The following is a 16,575-nucleotide window of genomic DNA, read 5'->3' on the forward strand; positions in this document are numbered from 1 at the left end:
TGTGGGTTTTAATATTTTTTAATGTTTACCTTCGACCAACGAAGATAATAATTCCGACCTTTAGTATGTTATTAATTTACAATTTTTTTATCAAGCTTTATGCATTATTAGTATTTTTTGCTCAATTCTTTAACAAAAAGGCAAAATTATGGACCATTGGCCGAAAAAATAACAATATAGCCTATACTCCAAAAAGCGTTTGGTTTCATTTTGCATCCCTGGGCGAATTTGAACAAGGCAGGCCGGTTTTAGAACAAATACGCTCATCTACAAACCTTCCCATCGTTATTACTTTTTTTTCACCTTCAGGATATGAGGTGCGAAAAAACACGCCTCTGGCAGACCAAATCTATTATCTTCCTTTGGATTCTGCAACAAACGCAATGCAATTTATTGAAAAAATAAACCCAGTTGTTGCAATATTCACCAAATACGAATATTGGTATCATTATTTTAACGAACTGAACAAGCGCCAAATCCCGCTCTATGTAATCTCAGGAATATTCAGGCCCGGGCAAATATTCTTTAAATGGTACGGTGGCCTGCATCGTAAAATGCTATCCTTTGTTACACATTTTTTTGTGCAGGATGAGGAATCAAAGGGTTTGTTGCAAAACATCGGCATCAATCATGTCACGGTAAGCGGCGATACACGGTTTGACAGGGTTTGGGCCAACGCCAGCCAGCCCAAACACCTCCCGGTTATTGAACAGTTTAAAAACGGCAAACCTGTTTTTTTTGGCGGCAGTACCTGGCCCGAGGATGAACGATTAATAACGGCGCTGATACCGCTGTACCCTGATTGGAAATTCATCTTTGCACCGCATGAAATTAGCGAAGAAAAAATACTGAAATTAAAAAGCTCATTACCCCATGGCCAAACCATCCGCTTCTCTGAGATTAAAGATTTGGCTATGCCGCTAAATGATTTTAAAGTTCTGATCATCGATAACATCGGGATGCTATCCTCACTTTATCAATATGGAGATATCGTTTTTATAGGTGGCGGGTTTGGGGTAGGTATTCATAATACGCTGGAAGCGGCTGCATTTGGGCTGCCGGTTATATTTGGCCCTAATTATCAAAAATTTCGCGAAGCCAGAGATATGGTAAGTATGCAATTAGGGTTTACAGTATCCAACGTTGACGACCTGAAATTAATTGCCCATCAACTGATAAGCGATTTAAATTACAGGCAAAAAACCAGCGCCGCTATTAAGGCTTATGTTGCCAATAACACCGGAGCCACAGATACCATATTAAAAACAACCCATTTAAAAGAGTTAATGCGAACCGAAAACTAATTATTCAATACCATTTCTTTAAGCGCGCGGATCCATTTTGGCGAATCGTTCAGACTTTCTACCAGCTGCACATGCTCGCCCCCGGCGGCAATAAACTCTTCGTGATACTCAACACTTACTTCGTAAACGGTTTCCAGGCAATCGGCAACAAAGGCCGGGCAAAATACCAATAAGCGCTTTTTACCCTCGTTAGCGAGCTTTTTAATCACCTCGCTGGTATAGGGCTGTACCCATGGGTCGCTGCCTAAACGGGATTGAAAACAAATGGTATATCGATCTGCCGGAATATTCAATTTTTGAGCGATGAGCTGAGCAGTATGATGCGATTGGGCAGAGTAGCAAAGTTTGTTGGTATCGTTTAAAGTATCGCAACAGCCATTTACTTTAAGGCAGTACTGACCCGTATGGTCGCACTTAATTAGCTGGCGTTGTGGCAAACCGTGGAAACTGAATAAAATATGATCGTAAGTTTCGGGCTGGTATTTTCGGCCATTGTCGGCAAAGGTTTCAATCATCAGCTCGTTATCATGGAAGGAGTTTATAAACGAAATATCGGGGATGGTTTGCCAATTGCCTACAATATCCATCACCTTCTCGTGCACGGAGCCGCTACTGGCCGATGCATATTGCGGAAACAATGCTATCACCAGGATACTTTGCACCAATGCTTCTTTCAACCTGTTTAATGCCGACTCGATAGAAGGGCTTTGGTAGCGCATAGCCAGTTCAACCTGGTATTCGTCGCCTAACTCATCCTTCAGCTGCTGGTGCTGCAAAATGCTATAGTGCAATAAAGGAGAACCCGTTTTATCATCCCATATATGTTGATATAATTTGGCCGATTTGGGGCTGCGGAAGGGTACAATAATCCCTTTAACCAAAAAAGTACGCAACACGGGGTTTACGTCAATCACCCTTGGGTCCATTAAAAACTCATCAAGATATTTACGCACATCGCTTACCGATGGGCTATCGGGCGTACCCAGGTTAATTAGTAAAACTCCTTTTTTGCTCATATTCAGTTTACAAACGGCTTTATCTGCTCAAATAGATAACCGCACTTGCGGTCGCAAAGATAATATGGAAGTTTGGGCTAACTAAATTTAAAATGTCAGCAGGGTGTTATTTGTAATCATTCAAACTTATTTCATTTTCCATAACAACCACCAGGGTGTCCCGGGCGAATTATGGTGTTCATAGTGGTAGCCAAAAAAGTAGCACGAAATAAAAGCCAGGAAATGATTTTTAGCTAAGCTGCGCGATTGATGTTTATTATCATGTTCGCCTTTGTGAGGCAAATATGTGCCGAAGTAAAACAATTGCAGTGTACTTAACAACGAGGGCAATACCCAGAATAAAAGAAGATTGACCTGCGGTATCCAAATTTTCAATACATTAAAAACAAGGGCCATAACCACAATTTGCCAGATAGACAAATAGTTACGGATAAAAGTATAATACCATGCCAGGAAGCTTCCCAGGTGATAGTCGGGATCTTCATCTGTATGTACGTGGCTATGATGCCGGTGATGTTTAGTATACAATTGCGGATACCAGAATGCGGCGTAAAAAAAAGTTGCCGTATAGCCTAAAGCATTGTTAATGGTTTTGTTTGATGAAATAGTTCCGTGCATAGCATCATGCGCGGTAATAAACAAGCCAGTGTACAAATGCATTTGCACTAAAACAAAAAGATATAATAATGGATTTGCCCAGTTAACCTGCCAACGCATTAAGAATATGATGGCTGTTAACCAGCTGCCTAAAACTACCAGGGATATCAGTGTACCGGTATAAGGCGCGGGTTTGTGCATACTTAATTAACGCTCTGCGGGGATCAATATTTCTCCAATTCAGTTTTAAATTCCTGCATCAGCCACATCGGGGTTGATGTTGCACCGGCTATGCCTATTTTATCGCCCGGCTGAAAGATAGACATATCCAATTCGTCTGTGGAGGAAATGAAATAAGTATTGGGGTTATACTTTTTACAAACCTCGTAAAGCACCTTTCCGTTTGACGATTTTTTGCCCGATACAAACAATATTTTATCAAAGTTGACTACAAACTTATGCAGATCTTTATCCCGGTTTGAAACCTGGCGGCAAATGGTATCGTTAGCCTTAACATCGTAACCACGATTAATCAACTCTTCCTTAATCTGGTAAAATTTGGCGGTGCTTTTGGTGGTTTGGCTGTAAAGTGTAAACCGCTCTGGCAGCTGCACATCATCCAGTTCGGCAATATCCTGAAAAACAAGTGCATCTCCATTAGTCTGTCCTTGTAAACCTATTACTTCTGCATGCCCGTGCTTGCCAAAAATCACAATCTTTTCGTCGGCATCAAATGATGTTTTAATCCGGTTTTGTAGTTTTAATACTACCGGACATGAGGCATCTATCAGGGTAATATTATTCTCGAGGGCAGTTTTGTATGTTTCCGGCGCTTCACCATGTGCGCGTATCAGTACTTTTTCGTTAGCTAAACCGGCAAGTTCATCGTGTGATATAATACGTAAACCTTTAGCTTTTAAACGGTCAACCTCTTCGTCGTTATGCACTATATCGCCCAGGCAATACAAATAGCCATCCTCGGCCAAAATTTCCTCGGCCATATCAATAGCGTAAACAACACCGAAGCAAAAGCCCGAATCCTGGTCAATAGTTACCTGTAACTGATGCGCTCCCATATTGCAAATTTATAGATAAAAGGTGAATAATGTATTATAGAAAATTGCCTTGCTCTGCGTTAAGCCCATCGCATCAATATAAAAAAAACAAACTGCGTTAGCATTAACACGGCGGCTACCTGGCTTTGCTTTTTAAATTGAAATAGTTCAAATACGACCAACATAGCCAGGCTAACTAAAAACCAGTCAACATAATTTTTAAGCGGCGCCGTTAAATAGGAGCCCGCGCTTAGCCAGGCCCAATAATCAAACCTAACCGCTACAGGCTCAATAACCATATCAAGCAGAACCAGAACTGCGGCCCCCAATACCACTTTGATGAAGGGATTTTTAAACGGCGACCACTGTACTAAAACCCCTGCCGAATAGACAAGCAAGAACCAGTTAACGCCTATCATCAACGGAATATCACTTAACTTGATACCAAGCGTTTTACCATAAACATATCGCCCAAAAATAACATGCTCATGCACCCCTACCCACTCCACTAACAAGCCCAATACGAAAACAACAATGAAAAAAATTAAAAATTTAAAACTACGTGCCTCATGACTGTAAATAATCACCGCCAACATCAACAACAAATGGAATGGTACTATTTTTAAAAACAAAGGTTGCAGCGCCGGGATAAAAAAACCAATAAGGCCAACGATGTGGAATACCACAATAATAAGGATGGCTATAGTAATTTTATTAAGTTTCAAACCTTTCTGCCTTTCCACACATTGGTTTTGGTAAGATGTTTTTGAATAGCCATAAACGAGATAACAGTAAGGCTCAGCATTTGAAGAGGATGGAGCACCACATTATGAAGCACATTTTGGCCCGACGACAATGATATCATAACGCGGGTTAGAACAATAAGGCCGATAGTGAAAAATATTAACGAAAAATTGGTGGTTAATACAACCATCATAGGCCCGGCGATGAGCAGCAACAAGAAAAACAAAAACCCGGGGATGCTGTAATTAAATGCCGCTAAAAAATTTTTGCTAAAGCCATTTAAGCATTCTTCAAATGAAGTATACATCCGGCAACTAATCATCCCGTTGGCCAGCAGGGTTTCACCATTCAGGTTGCTGGCTTTTACCTGGCGCATAATTTCAACATCCTCAACAACGCGGCTCTTTACCAACTGGTGCCAGTGATAGCGCCGGTAGTCATCCGCATTAAAAAACATAAACTGGCCGCTCGCTGCAGCCACCGATGGATTTTTCACCAACAAAACAAGCTTGAGCGGCAGCAAATTAAGCAGAATAAAATGCATCAAGGGTATAACCAGCTTCTCGCCTAATGTGATCATCACCTGGTTGGTAAAAAGGCTTAACAAGGTTAGATTATTCGCTTTCATCCGGTGAACCGAACTATTAATGAGCCCGTTATTAATTTGTTCATCGGCATCTACAAACATCAGGTATTGCCCCTTAGCCTCCAGCGCCAATTGATGGCAGGCATAGTTTTTACCTAACCAGTCGTTAGGAAGGTTATTACCTTTTAATACTTTGAATCGCTTATCTGTATTACAAAAATCAGTACAAATTTTCAAGGTTCCGTCTTTGGATTGATCGTCTAATACAATCACTTCGTAGTTGCTATAATCCTGCCCTTGAATAGATTTTAACAAATGAATGATATTATCCTCTTCATCCCTTACGGGGATTAGGATAGAAACAAAATCATGATAGTGTTTTGCTACCCGCCTTAGCTTAGGATCGGATAAGAAGTTGAACAGCGTTACTACAAACCGCAGTATCAAAAAGAATAACACAAAATAGATAATAAGAATCATTTATACTGTAATTGCGGTTTGTTGCTGCTTGGATTTTTGATAATGTTGCTGATATTGCTGTTGCAGCTGATCAGGTGCTATATTATCAACGTTAAAAACCTTTAAATAAACATTTACGGCCGGCTTTTTATATTGAAAGTTTTCTATAAAGGTGGCTGCTAAAACATACTGAAAGTTAGCCTTTGCCTTCCGCGCTATGTGTGTTACTCCTTTTTCAAAATGAACGTCGTCAACAAAATTAGAATACAATTTACCTTGCGGGAAAATAACCACCATATTATCTGGATCATTTAACAGATCTGCAGCATAATCCAGCGACTGAAGTATTTGCCGGGAATTTTTAGCGACCGAAAACGAGCCCAAGTACTTTAAAAAACTTAATTTTTGCATCGTATCTTCCAACACCATAATGTGGAACTTTTTGTTGAACACCAATTGGTTAACATGATAAAGCAAAAAGCCATCCCACCAGCTAAAATGATTGGCAATTAGTAAAACCGAACGATCTGATTTAAAATCAGGGCGATTAAACTGCACTTGCTGAAAATGGCGTTTGATGATCCAGTTGATGTACAGATTAAAGAAACCCGTAATTAATAAGTTTTTTTTTGGCTTTAACATCCAAACGCAAGATAAGTATTGAGATTGAAAGTCGCTACCATCCGGCGGCAATTTTAAACACTTTAATGAGCAACATCTACCTGATCTTTAAGCGCTTTTTGATGGAAGGTATTGATATTTTTAACCAACTCATCAAATGGCATCTGGTTAGCTATCCCGCAATCAAACAAATGGATGTAAGCCGACGGCTTTAAACTTTCAAAGTAATCAATCAGGGTGGCACAATAAACAACCTGGCAGGGGCCTTTAATGTGTTTGATCATCCGTTCAATACCTTTCTCGATACTGATATTGGTCGTATGATTCGAGATCAGCTCGCCCTGCGGGAAAACAACCACCAGATTTTCCGGGTCATTGAGCAAATCGGCAGCGTACCACAACGACTTGAGCATTTCGCGCGTGCCCCTTTCAATGGAAAAACCGCCGAACAAATTAAACAGCATCCGTTTCTCCAGGTGATCGTGCTGCATCATAATAAACAACTTTCGCTTAAATGTCCAATAGGCCAGGTAGTTGCCAAAAAAGCCGTCCCACCAGCTAAAATGGTTGCAAAGCAATAATATGGAGTGCCCCGGCTTAACCTCAAAGGGCATCACCTCTATCACTTTAAATGCCTTGCGCATGCGGTAACGCATGTATAAAGCAAAAAGGTTGCTCAGGGTTTTATTTCGGCGTGCGGGTATCATGCTGGCAAATATATAATAACGTAATTGAAGAGTTAAAGTTAGTGCAGCAAGAAAATTATTGAGCCTTTACTTATGTCGACTTTGATTATTGGCAAGCTTTTGCGCAGCATCGCACAGATAAGCATCCAGGGCGGCTGTTACCAGCCAATGCCCCATCGGTACTTCGTGTACTTCAAGCCCGTCCAGCAATTCAATCGCCTGCATAGCGGGCTTTTTGGGGAAAAGCAAATCATCCCGGCCAAATATCAATACACATTTTATGTTGTAACGGTTAACCTGTTCGGCCACTTTTTTTATATCGGGTTTCAAATGCCGTATCAGGTTGAGCGTATAAAATACATCTTCGCGCTTTTTGGGCGTATCTACTTCGTTATAAGCAATGGTGTATAAACTTTGGTCGATCACCCTGATTTTTTTCAAGGCTTTTAGCAGCTTCGGCGCCAGCCAGTTACTTTTGCTAATGGTTTTAAATATCGCGCGCCCTATGCTATGGTGCTGTAAAAATTTAAATCCCTCGTATCCGGCCAAGCCATCGGGTGCCATCAGTATCACTTCGTCAACCATATCGGCATAATCTTCAAGCAATATCAACGCAAAATTGGCCCCGATGGAATAAGCCATCAACGAGATACGCTGCCGCCCGAATACTTTAAACCAGGCTTCCAAATAGGCACGCACCATAGTTTTATTCATCCCGGCCAGTATCTGTTGCTCAGTCCAGCCCTCCAATTTACTTTCTCCATGAAAAAAATGATCGAATCCATAAACATGATATTTGCCTAACAAGGATTTTTGGAGCACATGGAATTGTTTCCCCGTCATGCCGTAACCATGAAAAGCCAATAGCGGCTTATTACCTGTACCATATTCATGGTAATGTACAGTTCCAAGATCAGGTAGATGCAGAAAGCCCATTTGGTTGGTGGTTATTGGTGTATTGGTTATTTGTTATTGGGTTACTTCGTTATTGAGTTGTTGGTTACCTGGATATTGGATACTTAGTTATTATTTACTTGATTATTAAGCTACTGGTTACTTGATTGTTGATTTACTTGATTATCGAGGTAAGTTACTTTTTAGTCTATCAAATTGAATTGGCTACATAAAGCGATCAATAACCTGAGACAAACTCAATAACTTAATACACTCAATAACCCAATAACTTAATACACCCAATAACTAAAACACAAATAACCAATACACCAAATCACATCCAGTCGCTTACAATCTTGGCGGAAAGCAGGGCCAGCGGAATACCCCCGCCAGGGTGTACGCTGCCGCCGCAAAAGTACAAGCCTTTAATTTTTGATGAACGGTTAGCCTGCCGTAAAAACGCGGCAAACTGGTTGTTGGAACTGGTACCATATAGCGAGCCCTGGTAAGATGAGGTTTTGCTTTCGATGCTTCGCGGATCTAAAATTGACTCGCATGTGATCAGGCTGCTTACGTCTTCGCCCAGGATGCGTGACAATTTGGCTATGATATTTTTGCGCGCTTCAGCAATCAGCTCATCCCAATCCTGGCCCTTATTTGCCGGAACGTTAATCATCACAAACCAGTTTTCGCAGTCCATTGGCGCATCATCCGGCTTATATTTCGAGCTGATGTTGATGTATACGGTAGGGTCATGGTATAGGCCTTGTTTTTCCCAGATGGCTTTAAACTCAGCCTCATAATCGCCGCTGAAAAATACATTGTGCAGATCAAGCTCCTGAAAGCTCTTTTTTATACCCCAATAAAATATCAGTGCCGAACTGCTCCGCTCCTGCTTTAATAATTTTGCGGGTTGAAGTTCTGGATGCGATTTGAGCAACTTGCTATACGTAAAATAAACATCCATGTTGGATATCACCACATCGGCAGCTTGTAACTCACCCTTAACTCTGATACCTTTAACTTCCTGCTTCTGCAAAACTATTTCATCAACCACACAGGTGTAGTTAAATTTCACGCCCAGTTTCTCTCCCAGCTTAACTAAACTGGTGGTGATGCTATACATCCCCCCATCGGGGAAATACGCACCGAAATATTGCTCCAAATGTGGGATAACATTTAAGGTAGCCGGTGCCTGGTAAGGGTTGGAGCCGTTGTATGTAGCATACCGGTCGAAAAACTGAATCAGGCGCTTATCCCTAAAAAAGCCCTTGTTAGCCCGGTGCATCGTTCTGAAAGCGTCAATCTGCGGAAAGCGAAATACCGACTTCAGTGTATCCCAACGCAAAAACGTTTTCAGGCGATGTAGTGATCGTTCTAAAAAAACATGATTGGTGATTTGATAAATGTTGCGGCTGTTTTTAAAATAGCGTTTAACGTTTGCCGGATCTTCGCCGGTTAAACCGGCTACTTCCCCTGCAAACCTATCCTCGTCGGCATAGGCGCTCAGTTTGGTGCCGTCTTCATAAAAATACTTGCAAACAACATCCAAATTTTGGTAACTCAAGCCTTTAGTTTTCCCGGCAAGCTCAAACAACTCGTCCACGTACTGCGGCATGGTAAACAAGCTTGGCCCGGCATCAAAACGGTAAGCGCCCAAAGTAATTTCCGAAAGTTTGCCTCCGGGGTAGCTGTTGGCCTCAAAAACTTCCACTTCATAGCCTTTAACCGCTAAGCGGATGGCTGCGGCTATCCCGGCAATACCGGCACCTATCACAATGGCTTTGGGCTTGGGCATATAGCTTAGCCAGCGTTTTCTAAGTTCGTTGTTTCTGTAACCTTACGGGATAATTTAAGGGCGCTAACGGGTTGAGGAACCTTTACATAATACCCTGTACCATCATATACACGCTTACGCGGGTGTTGTTTACATTCCTCGGAGCAACATCCCTCCAGGGCCTCGCCGCAGGCATCACATTGGGTAAAGTGTTCGTTGCACTCGGGGTTGGCGCAGTTAATCATTTTTGCCGTTGTAGTGCCACAGTTATAACAGGTAGATATCACTACGGGGTTAACAGCGTTTACATCAACCGTTAAGCGGTTATCAAATACATAACACTTACCTTCAAAATCCTCACCTCCGGCCTCCTTCCCGTACTTAATAATGCCGCCATGCAACTGGTATACATCGCTAAAACCTTCGTGAAGCAACAAAGCGGATGCCTTTTCGCACTTAATGCCACCGGTGCAATAGGTAATTATTTTTTTATCCTTGTATTGGGCCAGCTCATTGATTTTGGACGGAAAATCGCGAAAGTTTTCAATATCTAAAGTAATAGCATTTTTAAATTTACCTACCGAGTGCTCGTAGTTAGACCGTACATCCAAAACCACCACATCATCACGATCCTTCATCGCCAAAAAATCTTTCGCTTCCAGGTGGATACCCGTTTTTTGCTGGGGGTTGATGATATTGGGGTCGCGCAGGCCCGAATGGACGATCTCTGTCTTATAGCGCACGTGCATTTTTACAAATGATGGCTCTTCCACATCGTCAACTTTAAAATCGATCCCGGCAAATCGTGGGTCCGCGTGAAGCGTGTCCATGTACGCCTGGCAAGATTCAACCGTACCAGATACCGTACCGTTCAGGCCCTCATCGGCTACAATAATACGCCCAACCAGGTTTAAAGATTTACAAAATTTAAGATGATCTGCGGTGAATTGCTCCGCATCGGTTATTGTTGAATAACAATAATACAGTAATGTTTGATACTTTGTCATGATGGCATTGATACTGCTGCAAACAGCGTTTAATGAGCCGCAAAGATAATTATTTTTTTTGGATGATTGATCGCAAGTTGGTCGTAGTTGGTTACCTATAGTCCATTAAGAAATCATGCCCATGGATTGCGCAGTTGGGGGATCATATTTGACGACGAATGTCTAATTATGGCAAGCACCAGTTAATTTTACTCATCACCCAAAACCATTAAAACTACATCACTCAACAAACCAACAACACGCCTGTCAAATCCCGTAATACAACTTAATCCCCTGGTCAAAATGTCCGGCGCCGCGGTAAACAAAGCCGTAATCAAACCTAAAGAAAAAGCGTTGCACGCCGATGTAAAACTCAGTGTAAGCCGGGTTAAGCTTCTGCGTTAAATAGTTGCCACCTACAATTTCTTCTAATTTGAGCTTGCGCAAACCGGGGATTTTATTGAACAAAAACCCCGAGAAATTATGTTCGTAATGGGCCTCAAAAAACGAGGCAGGGCTGTAAGTATAATACGGAAGAAAGTGGTACTGGCTTATGCCAGGGGTAAAAGTAATTCCCTGGTTGCCTTTAAACCATTTGTAATCGGGATAAGAAACCGCCTTATCGTTAAAAAAATTACCAGCCGTAATTAAAAACGATGAATAACCATACATACCCAAGTTAATGTGATTGTGAAATACCTGTATATCGGCATAATCGTAATCCACATCAGACCCTAACCAGTTTTTGATGCCTTTGCGGTAACTAAGCCGTATTTTAGGATACTTAGACTGATCGTAAACCCTCCCTTCAGGGCGAGTGGTATATTCCTCATCGAAAGTATAAATGGCCGATATCTTAAACGTTAACGCGTTACTCTCGGGGAATAACAGCGGGGCATTTAAATTGCTGTTTAAAGGGTTGTTTGACGTATATTCCTTGTTAGGAAATTTCCAAACGGTTCGGTTGGAGGTATTTTGCAAAGCATTTCGCCGGGCATACTCCATGCTTCCATCTAACAATAAGCCTCGCGCTACCTCCCGCTGCATACCGGCCATCAAATACTTTGACCTGTATAACTTTAAAAAATTATCTTTAAAAAACAAGCTCGATAAGCCGTTTAAAAATATACCTACAGAACCTTCGCTGTTCAGGTCTACTATGCCAGTGCCTACCCGGCCATAAAAAACACCTTGGTTAGTAGGGTCGTAAGCGTAATTAAAACCAGTGTTTATACTGAATATTTTGTTTTCAAAACCATACCGAACTTCGGGCGATATGGTATATTGCCTTCCGAAGCCAAATTTTTTTGTGTAGGTTGGTTTTAAATCAACGGCCCAACCTTCAACAGTATTATAAATGATAGTCTCATACAAGGGGTTGAGCGTAAGCACCTCATTTTTATAGCGGTGCTTAACTGTATCTCCAAAAAACGCATAGCTGGCGGGGCTAAACTTATTATTCGCCCTTTCGGTAGAATCGAGGTATGCGGCCGTTTCATGTTTTTTAAGGATGCTATCCTTTAGGTTGTAGTTTTGTTGCTCTTGTGGCGTTAACGGTACGGGACGTTTTTTTCGCCAATAAACAGAATCTTTCTTGGTGGTTTGCTGTGTGATCAGCATCGTTTCGCCATTAAAATAATGCGGCGGAAACTGAGGAGCTAAATCATAGTTACTGTAGTTACCTAAAATATAGCCTTTGTATCTAAAACCCAAAACATTGCCACTATAGGTAAACGATACTGATGCAGGCTGCCATTTACCATCGTTAACCGGGATGTATTGCTGGTTAATGTTTAAAGTATCAACAAAGTTGAGATTTGACCGGTTAGTAACATACAAGTGCGCTTTGTACACGCGCCAGTCGTTCTCCATAATATAAATATTGCCCTTAAAAATCGGGTCGCGATCATCCAGCGGAATTACCTGTATCTTATCAATCACCTGCCCGCTTTCAACGGTGCTACCCAACAATTTATAGGTATAGTATTTCATGGCATTATCGGCAATGGGCGATACAAATCCACGGGGATTTAACCCCTCAATGTCGAGCATGTTTCTATAAAAGTTCAACTGTAACTTAGCTGCCCTGTTAAAATCAAAGGCATTGTAGTTACCAGTAACTTTTGACGACATCATCACTTCCTTAAAGTTGTTGGGCTGCTGAAAGTTAAAGCGCGATTCAGATTCGGACATGTAAAGGATACTATTATTATCCAGATTAAGTTGAAGCTCATGTGCCACGCCCCTGATCAAACGCCCCTTGGGAGCACTTATTAATTTTTGTATGCCACGGATATACACATCGCAGGCATACTGGTTGATTTCGGTTAAATGATATTGACGCTTTTTGATCACATTCCGGATAATCTCAAAAGCCGGATCTTCTTCCCCCTGCCCTGCTGTTTGTTTGAGCTGATAATCTTCATAAGTTAACTCAACATTATGAGCAAAGCTATCGGCGACAAGCTCAACCTGTTCGGTTTGCTGTTTAAAACCAACCGAACGAAAATCAATGCCATACTTTCCGGGCTTTAACCTGATTTGATATTGACCATACTCGTTAGCGCTGGTACCTATGGTTGTTCCCTGTATATAAAGGGATGCAAATGCTATTGGATTGCCCTGACTATCGGTTATCTTTCCCGACAGTATCACTTGCTGCCCAGCTGCATGTAGCGACAAAACAGCAAAAAATAAAATAAGATACCTCATCATAGTTTACAATTATTTTGTAAAGAAGTATTTGATTAAAAAGTTTGAATTTAACATGATATTATTTGGGAAATAGCAATAGCGTACAACAAAATGGCGGCTAATGCGTAATTTTGCCAACAAATAAAACTAAAAACTATGTATAAAACTTTGCAGCCTGTATTACAGCAGGAATTGGCAGAAATTGAAAAAGCCGGATTATATAAAAAAGAACGCGTCATCATATCGCCGCAGGGTGCTGATATTAAAGTAGCAGGCGGGCAGGAAGTAATCAATTTCTGCGCCAACAACTACCTGGGGCTTTCATCGCATCCAAAAGTAATTGAGGCTGCAAAGGCCGCTATTGATAGCCATGGTTACGGCATGTCGTCGGTACGTTTTATTTGTGGAACACAGGATATCCATAAACAACTGGAAAAAAAGATTTCGGAGTTTTTAGGTACCGAGGATACCATTTTATATGCGGCCGCATTTGATGCAAACGGCGGTGTGTTTGAACCTTTATTTAACGAGCAGGACGCCATCATCTCCGACGAACTGAACCATGCCTCTATTATAGACGGGGTGCGTTTGTGCAAGGCGCAGCGCTACCGCTACAAGCACGATGACATGGCCGACCTGGAGGAGAAGCTACAGGCCAGCGCCAACTTGCGCCACCGTATTATCGTTACCGATGGAGCATTCTCGATGGATGGCACCATTGCTCAGTTAGATAAAATTTGCGCCCTTGCTGAAAAATATAATGCACTGGTCATGATAGACGAAAGCCACTGCTCGGGTTTTATGGGCAAAACCGGCCGCGGTACTCACGAACATTGCGGCGTAATGGATAAGATAGACATTATTACCGGCACCCTGGGCAAAGCGTTGGGCGGCGCATCAGGCGGGTTTACATCGGGCAAGCAGGAAATTATTGATATGCTGAGGCAACGTTCAAGGCCATATCTGTTTTCAAATACCCTTGCTCCATCCATCACCGGGGCATCCATCGCGGTAATTGATATGCTGAGCGAAACTACCGAGCTGCGCGACAAGCTGGAAAGCAATACCCAGTATTTCCGCAAGGCCATGACTGAGGCTGGTTTCGATATTAAGCCCGGCGTACACCCCATTGTGCCCATCATGTTGTATGAAGCCAAACTATCGCAGGAGTTTGCTGCCAGGTTGCTAACCGAAGGGATTTATGTAATTGGCTTTTATTACCCGGTGGTACCGCAAGGCAAGGCACGCATCAGGGTACAGATATCTGCAGCGCATAACCAGCAACATTTAGATAAGGCCATTGCCGCGTTTACCAAAGTGGGTAAAGAATTGGGCGTAATAAAATAATTTGCGAAGCTATAAAAAGCTAATCAGGCAGGTTACGTATTAATACGTATAACTTGATTATATTTGTACGTATAAATTAAACAGCATGGCTGCTTCAAAATTAACTTTAAGCATTGAACCGGAGGTGATTGAAAGGGCAAAAAAATATGCCCGTGAAAAACACGTCAGCTTATCTAAATTGGTACAGAACTATTTGAAAGGAATAGATCAAAAAGAAAATACTGGCTATGTAACTCCAGAAAATGAAATACCTGATGATATTTTAAAACTTACAGGGATTTTAAAAGGAAAAGTACCCGGCGACCTGGATGTATGGGATGCCAAATATGAGTACCTGAAGGAGAAGTATGATTTATAAAAATGCCTTTATAGACAGTGATGTTTTGCTTGATTTATTATTGATGCGCGAACCTTTTTTCACCTTTAGCCAAACTTTATTAGCTAAGAGTAAAAACAAAACCATAAAGATCAGCACATCATCCCTGGTAATTGCTAACATTCACTATATTTTGGCAAGAAACATCGGTAAAGAACTGGCAAGGGATAGTGTAAGATCATTAATTAATAACCTGAACGTTTTACCGTTTGATATTGATGCCATTAACCTGGCCGTTAATAGCGAATTTACAGATTTTGAAGATGCCATTCAATATTATATCGCTCAAAAATTTCAATGCGATGCTATTATTAGCCGCAATTTAAAACATTATAAAAAATCACATTTGCCGGTTTTAACCACCGAACAATTTTTAAGAACATTGTAGTTGTTATGCAAGATAAAATAAATCAATACACTGCCGATATCAACGCTTTCATCACAACCCAGGCTGATGAACTGGAAGCATTCCGTATCAAATACCTGGGCACCAAAGGGCTTATTAAAGATCTGTTTGAAGATTTTAAAACCGTTAGCCCCGAAGAAAAGCGTGTATTCGGCAAGGTATTAAATGAGTTTAAACAATTAGCCGAAGCCAAATATAACGAGCTTAAAGAAAGTTTAGGTACCGAAACCGGCAGCACAAAATCAGAAGCCGACCTTACCCTTCCGGGCGAAGGTTTTGAGCTTGGCTCGCGCCATCCGCTGTCGCTGATCAGGAACGAGATCATCGATATTTTTAAGCGTTTAGGCTTTGTAGTTGCCGAAGGGCCGGAAATTGAAGACGACTGGCATAATTTCTCGGCGCTCAACTTCCCCGAAGAGCACCCGGCACGTGATATGCAGGATACCTTTTTCATTAAAAAGAATTCGGGTAAGGATGATATCGCTTTGCGCACACATACCTCATCCGTACAAGTCCGCATGATGGAAGCTGGCAAGCCGCCTTTCCGCGCTATTATGCCGGGCCGGGTATACCGCAACGAGGCTATCTCAGCCCGTGCACATTGCTTTTTTCACCAGGTTGAAGGTTTGTATATCGACGAGAATGTATCTTTCTCCGATTTAAAACAAACGCTTTACCACTTTGTGCAGGAGCTTTATGGCGATGGTACGCAGGTGCGTTTCCGCCCATCCTATTTCCCTTTCACCGAGCCTTCGGCCGAGATGGATATCTCGTGCACCATTTGCAAAGGCGCAGGCTGCAATATGTGTAAACATACAGGTTGGGTTGAAATTTTAGGCTGCGGTATGGTTGACCCTAACGTGCTTGAAAATTGCGGCATCGACAGTAAAAAATTCACTGGATTTGCTTTCGGAATGGGTATAGAGCGTATTGCCAATTTAAAATATGTTATCCGTGATCTGCGTTTGTTCTCAGAGAACGATGTACGCTTTTTAAATCAGTTTCAAACAGAGATTGTTTAAAGCAG

Annotated in this window: 16 protein-coding genes; 5 read left to right on the forward strand and 11 right to left on the reverse strand. The window is 41.8% G+C overall.

Going from position 1 to position 16,575, the window contains the following annotated elements:
- The first annotated feature begins 65 nt into the window (after positions 1-65).
- Positions 66-1,304, forward strand: a complete 1,239-nt coding sequence (locus MUCPA_RS06170) for a 3-deoxy-D-manno-octulosonic acid transferase (RefSeq protein WP_008505119.1) — start codon at positions 66-68, stop codon at positions 1,302-1,304.
- Here the strand turns inward: MUCPA_RS06170 and hemH are convergent.
- The 11 genes from hemH to MUCPA_RS06225 all read right to left on the reverse strand — a co-directional run bounded on the left by hemH (position 1,301) and on the right by MUCPA_RS06225 (position 13,440).
- The gene (hemH, locus tag MUCPA_RS06175; RefSeq protein WP_008505120.1) at positions 1,301-2,320 is read right to left on the reverse strand and encodes a ferrochelatase; all 1,020 of its coding nucleotides are present in this window, start codon (positions 2,318-2,320) and stop codon (positions 1,301-1,303) included. The two genes, MUCPA_RS06170 and hemH, sit on opposite strands and share 4 nt — an antisense overlap.
- Before the next feature lie 126 nt (positions 2,321-2,446).
- Positions 2,447-3,118 (reverse strand): fatty acid desaturase, encoded by a 672-nt coding sequence (locus MUCPA_RS06180; protein WP_008505122.1) that lies wholly within the window; start codon positions 3,116-3,118, stop codon positions 2,447-2,449.
- 23 nt (positions 3,119-3,141) lie between these two features.
- Positions 3,142-3,993 carry a 4-hydroxy-3-methylbut-2-enyl diphosphate reductase gene (locus MUCPA_RS06185; protein ID WP_008505123.1) on the reverse strand — a complete coding sequence of 284 codons (852 nt, stop codon included), beginning with the start codon at positions 3,991-3,993 and terminating at the stop codon, positions 3,142-3,144.
- A gap of 59 nt (positions 3,994-4,052) precedes the next feature.
- Complete coding sequence (locus MUCPA_RS06190; protein ID WP_008505124.1) at positions 4,053-4,715, reverse strand: carotenoid biosynthesis protein; 663 nt, start codon at positions 4,713-4,715, stop codon at positions 4,053-4,055.
- Entirely contained in the window at positions 4,694-5,782 is a 1,089-nt protein-coding gene (locus tag MUCPA_RS06195) for a glycosyltransferase (RefSeq protein ID WP_008505126.1), read from the reverse strand. Before MUCPA_RS06195 ends, MUCPA_RS06190 begins: the two co-directional genes overlap by 22 nt.
- Complete coding sequence (locus MUCPA_RS06200; RefSeq protein ID WP_040625747.1) at positions 5,783-6,403, reverse strand: lysophospholipid acyltransferase family protein; 621 nt, start codon at positions 6,401-6,403, stop codon at positions 5,783-5,785.
- Positions 6,404-6,465: 62 nt separating this feature from the next.
- Positions 6,466-7,089, reverse strand: coding sequence for a lysophospholipid acyltransferase family protein (locus MUCPA_RS06205; RefSeq protein ID WP_008505129.1), 624 nt, complete (start codon positions 7,087-7,089; stop codon positions 6,466-6,468).
- A 66-nt stretch (positions 7,090-7,155) separates the two neighbouring features.
- Entirely contained in the window at positions 7,156-8,004 is an 849-nt protein-coding gene (locus tag MUCPA_RS06210) for an alpha/beta fold hydrolase (RefSeq protein ID WP_008505130.1), read from the reverse strand.
- Positions 8,005-8,296: 292 nt separating this feature from the next.
- On the reverse strand, positions 8,297-9,760 hold the full coding sequence (crtD, locus tag MUCPA_RS06215) for a 1-hydroxycarotenoid 3,4-desaturase CrtD (protein ID WP_008505131.1): 1,464 nt from the start codon (positions 9,758-9,760) through the stop codon (positions 8,297-8,299).
- A gap of 5 nt (positions 9,761-9,765) precedes the next feature.
- Entirely contained in the window at positions 9,766-10,746 is a 981-nt protein-coding gene (gene trhO / locus MUCPA_RS06220) for an oxygen-dependent tRNA uridine(34) hydroxylase TrhO (protein WP_008505132.1), read from the reverse strand.
- Between the two features lie 246 nt (positions 10,747-10,992).
- Positions 10,993-13,440: a DUF5686 and carboxypeptidase regulatory-like domain-containing protein gene (locus MUCPA_RS06225; protein ID WP_040625748.1), complete on the reverse strand. Its 2,448-nt coding sequence runs from the start codon at positions 13,438-13,440 to the stop codon at positions 10,993-10,995.
- 135 nt (positions 13,441-13,575) lie between these two features.
- Between MUCPA_RS06225 and kbl the strand changes: the two genes are divergently transcribed.
- From kbl to pheS, 4 genes are all read left to right on the forward strand, one after another.
- The gene (gene kbl, locus MUCPA_RS06230; protein ID WP_008505134.1) at positions 13,576-14,766 is read left to right on the forward strand and encodes a glycine C-acetyltransferase; all 1,191 of its coding nucleotides are present in this window, start codon (positions 13,576-13,578) and stop codon (positions 14,764-14,766) included.
- An 85-nt stretch (positions 14,767-14,851) separates the two neighbouring features.
- Complete coding sequence (locus MUCPA_RS06235; protein WP_008505135.1) at positions 14,852-15,124, forward strand: DUF6364 family protein; 273 nt, start codon at positions 14,852-14,854, stop codon at positions 15,122-15,124.
- Complete coding sequence (locus MUCPA_RS06240; protein WP_008505136.1) at positions 15,114-15,530, forward strand: type II toxin-antitoxin system VapC family toxin; 417 nt, start codon at positions 15,114-15,116, stop codon at positions 15,528-15,530. The genes MUCPA_RS06235 and MUCPA_RS06240 overlap by 11 nt, the downstream gene beginning before the upstream one ends.
- A gap of 5 nt (positions 15,531-15,535) precedes the next feature.
- Entirely contained in the window at positions 15,536-16,570 is a 1,035-nt protein-coding gene (pheS, locus tag MUCPA_RS06245) for a phenylalanine--tRNA ligase subunit alpha (protein WP_008505137.1), read from the forward strand.
- The last annotated feature ends 5 nt before the right edge of the window (positions 16,571-16,575 follow it).

This window comes from Mucilaginibacter paludis DSM 18603 (genome assembly GCF_000166195.2).
Classification (GTDB): domain Bacteria; phylum Bacteroidota; class Bacteroidia; order Sphingobacteriales; family Sphingobacteriaceae; genus Mucilaginibacter; species Mucilaginibacter paludis.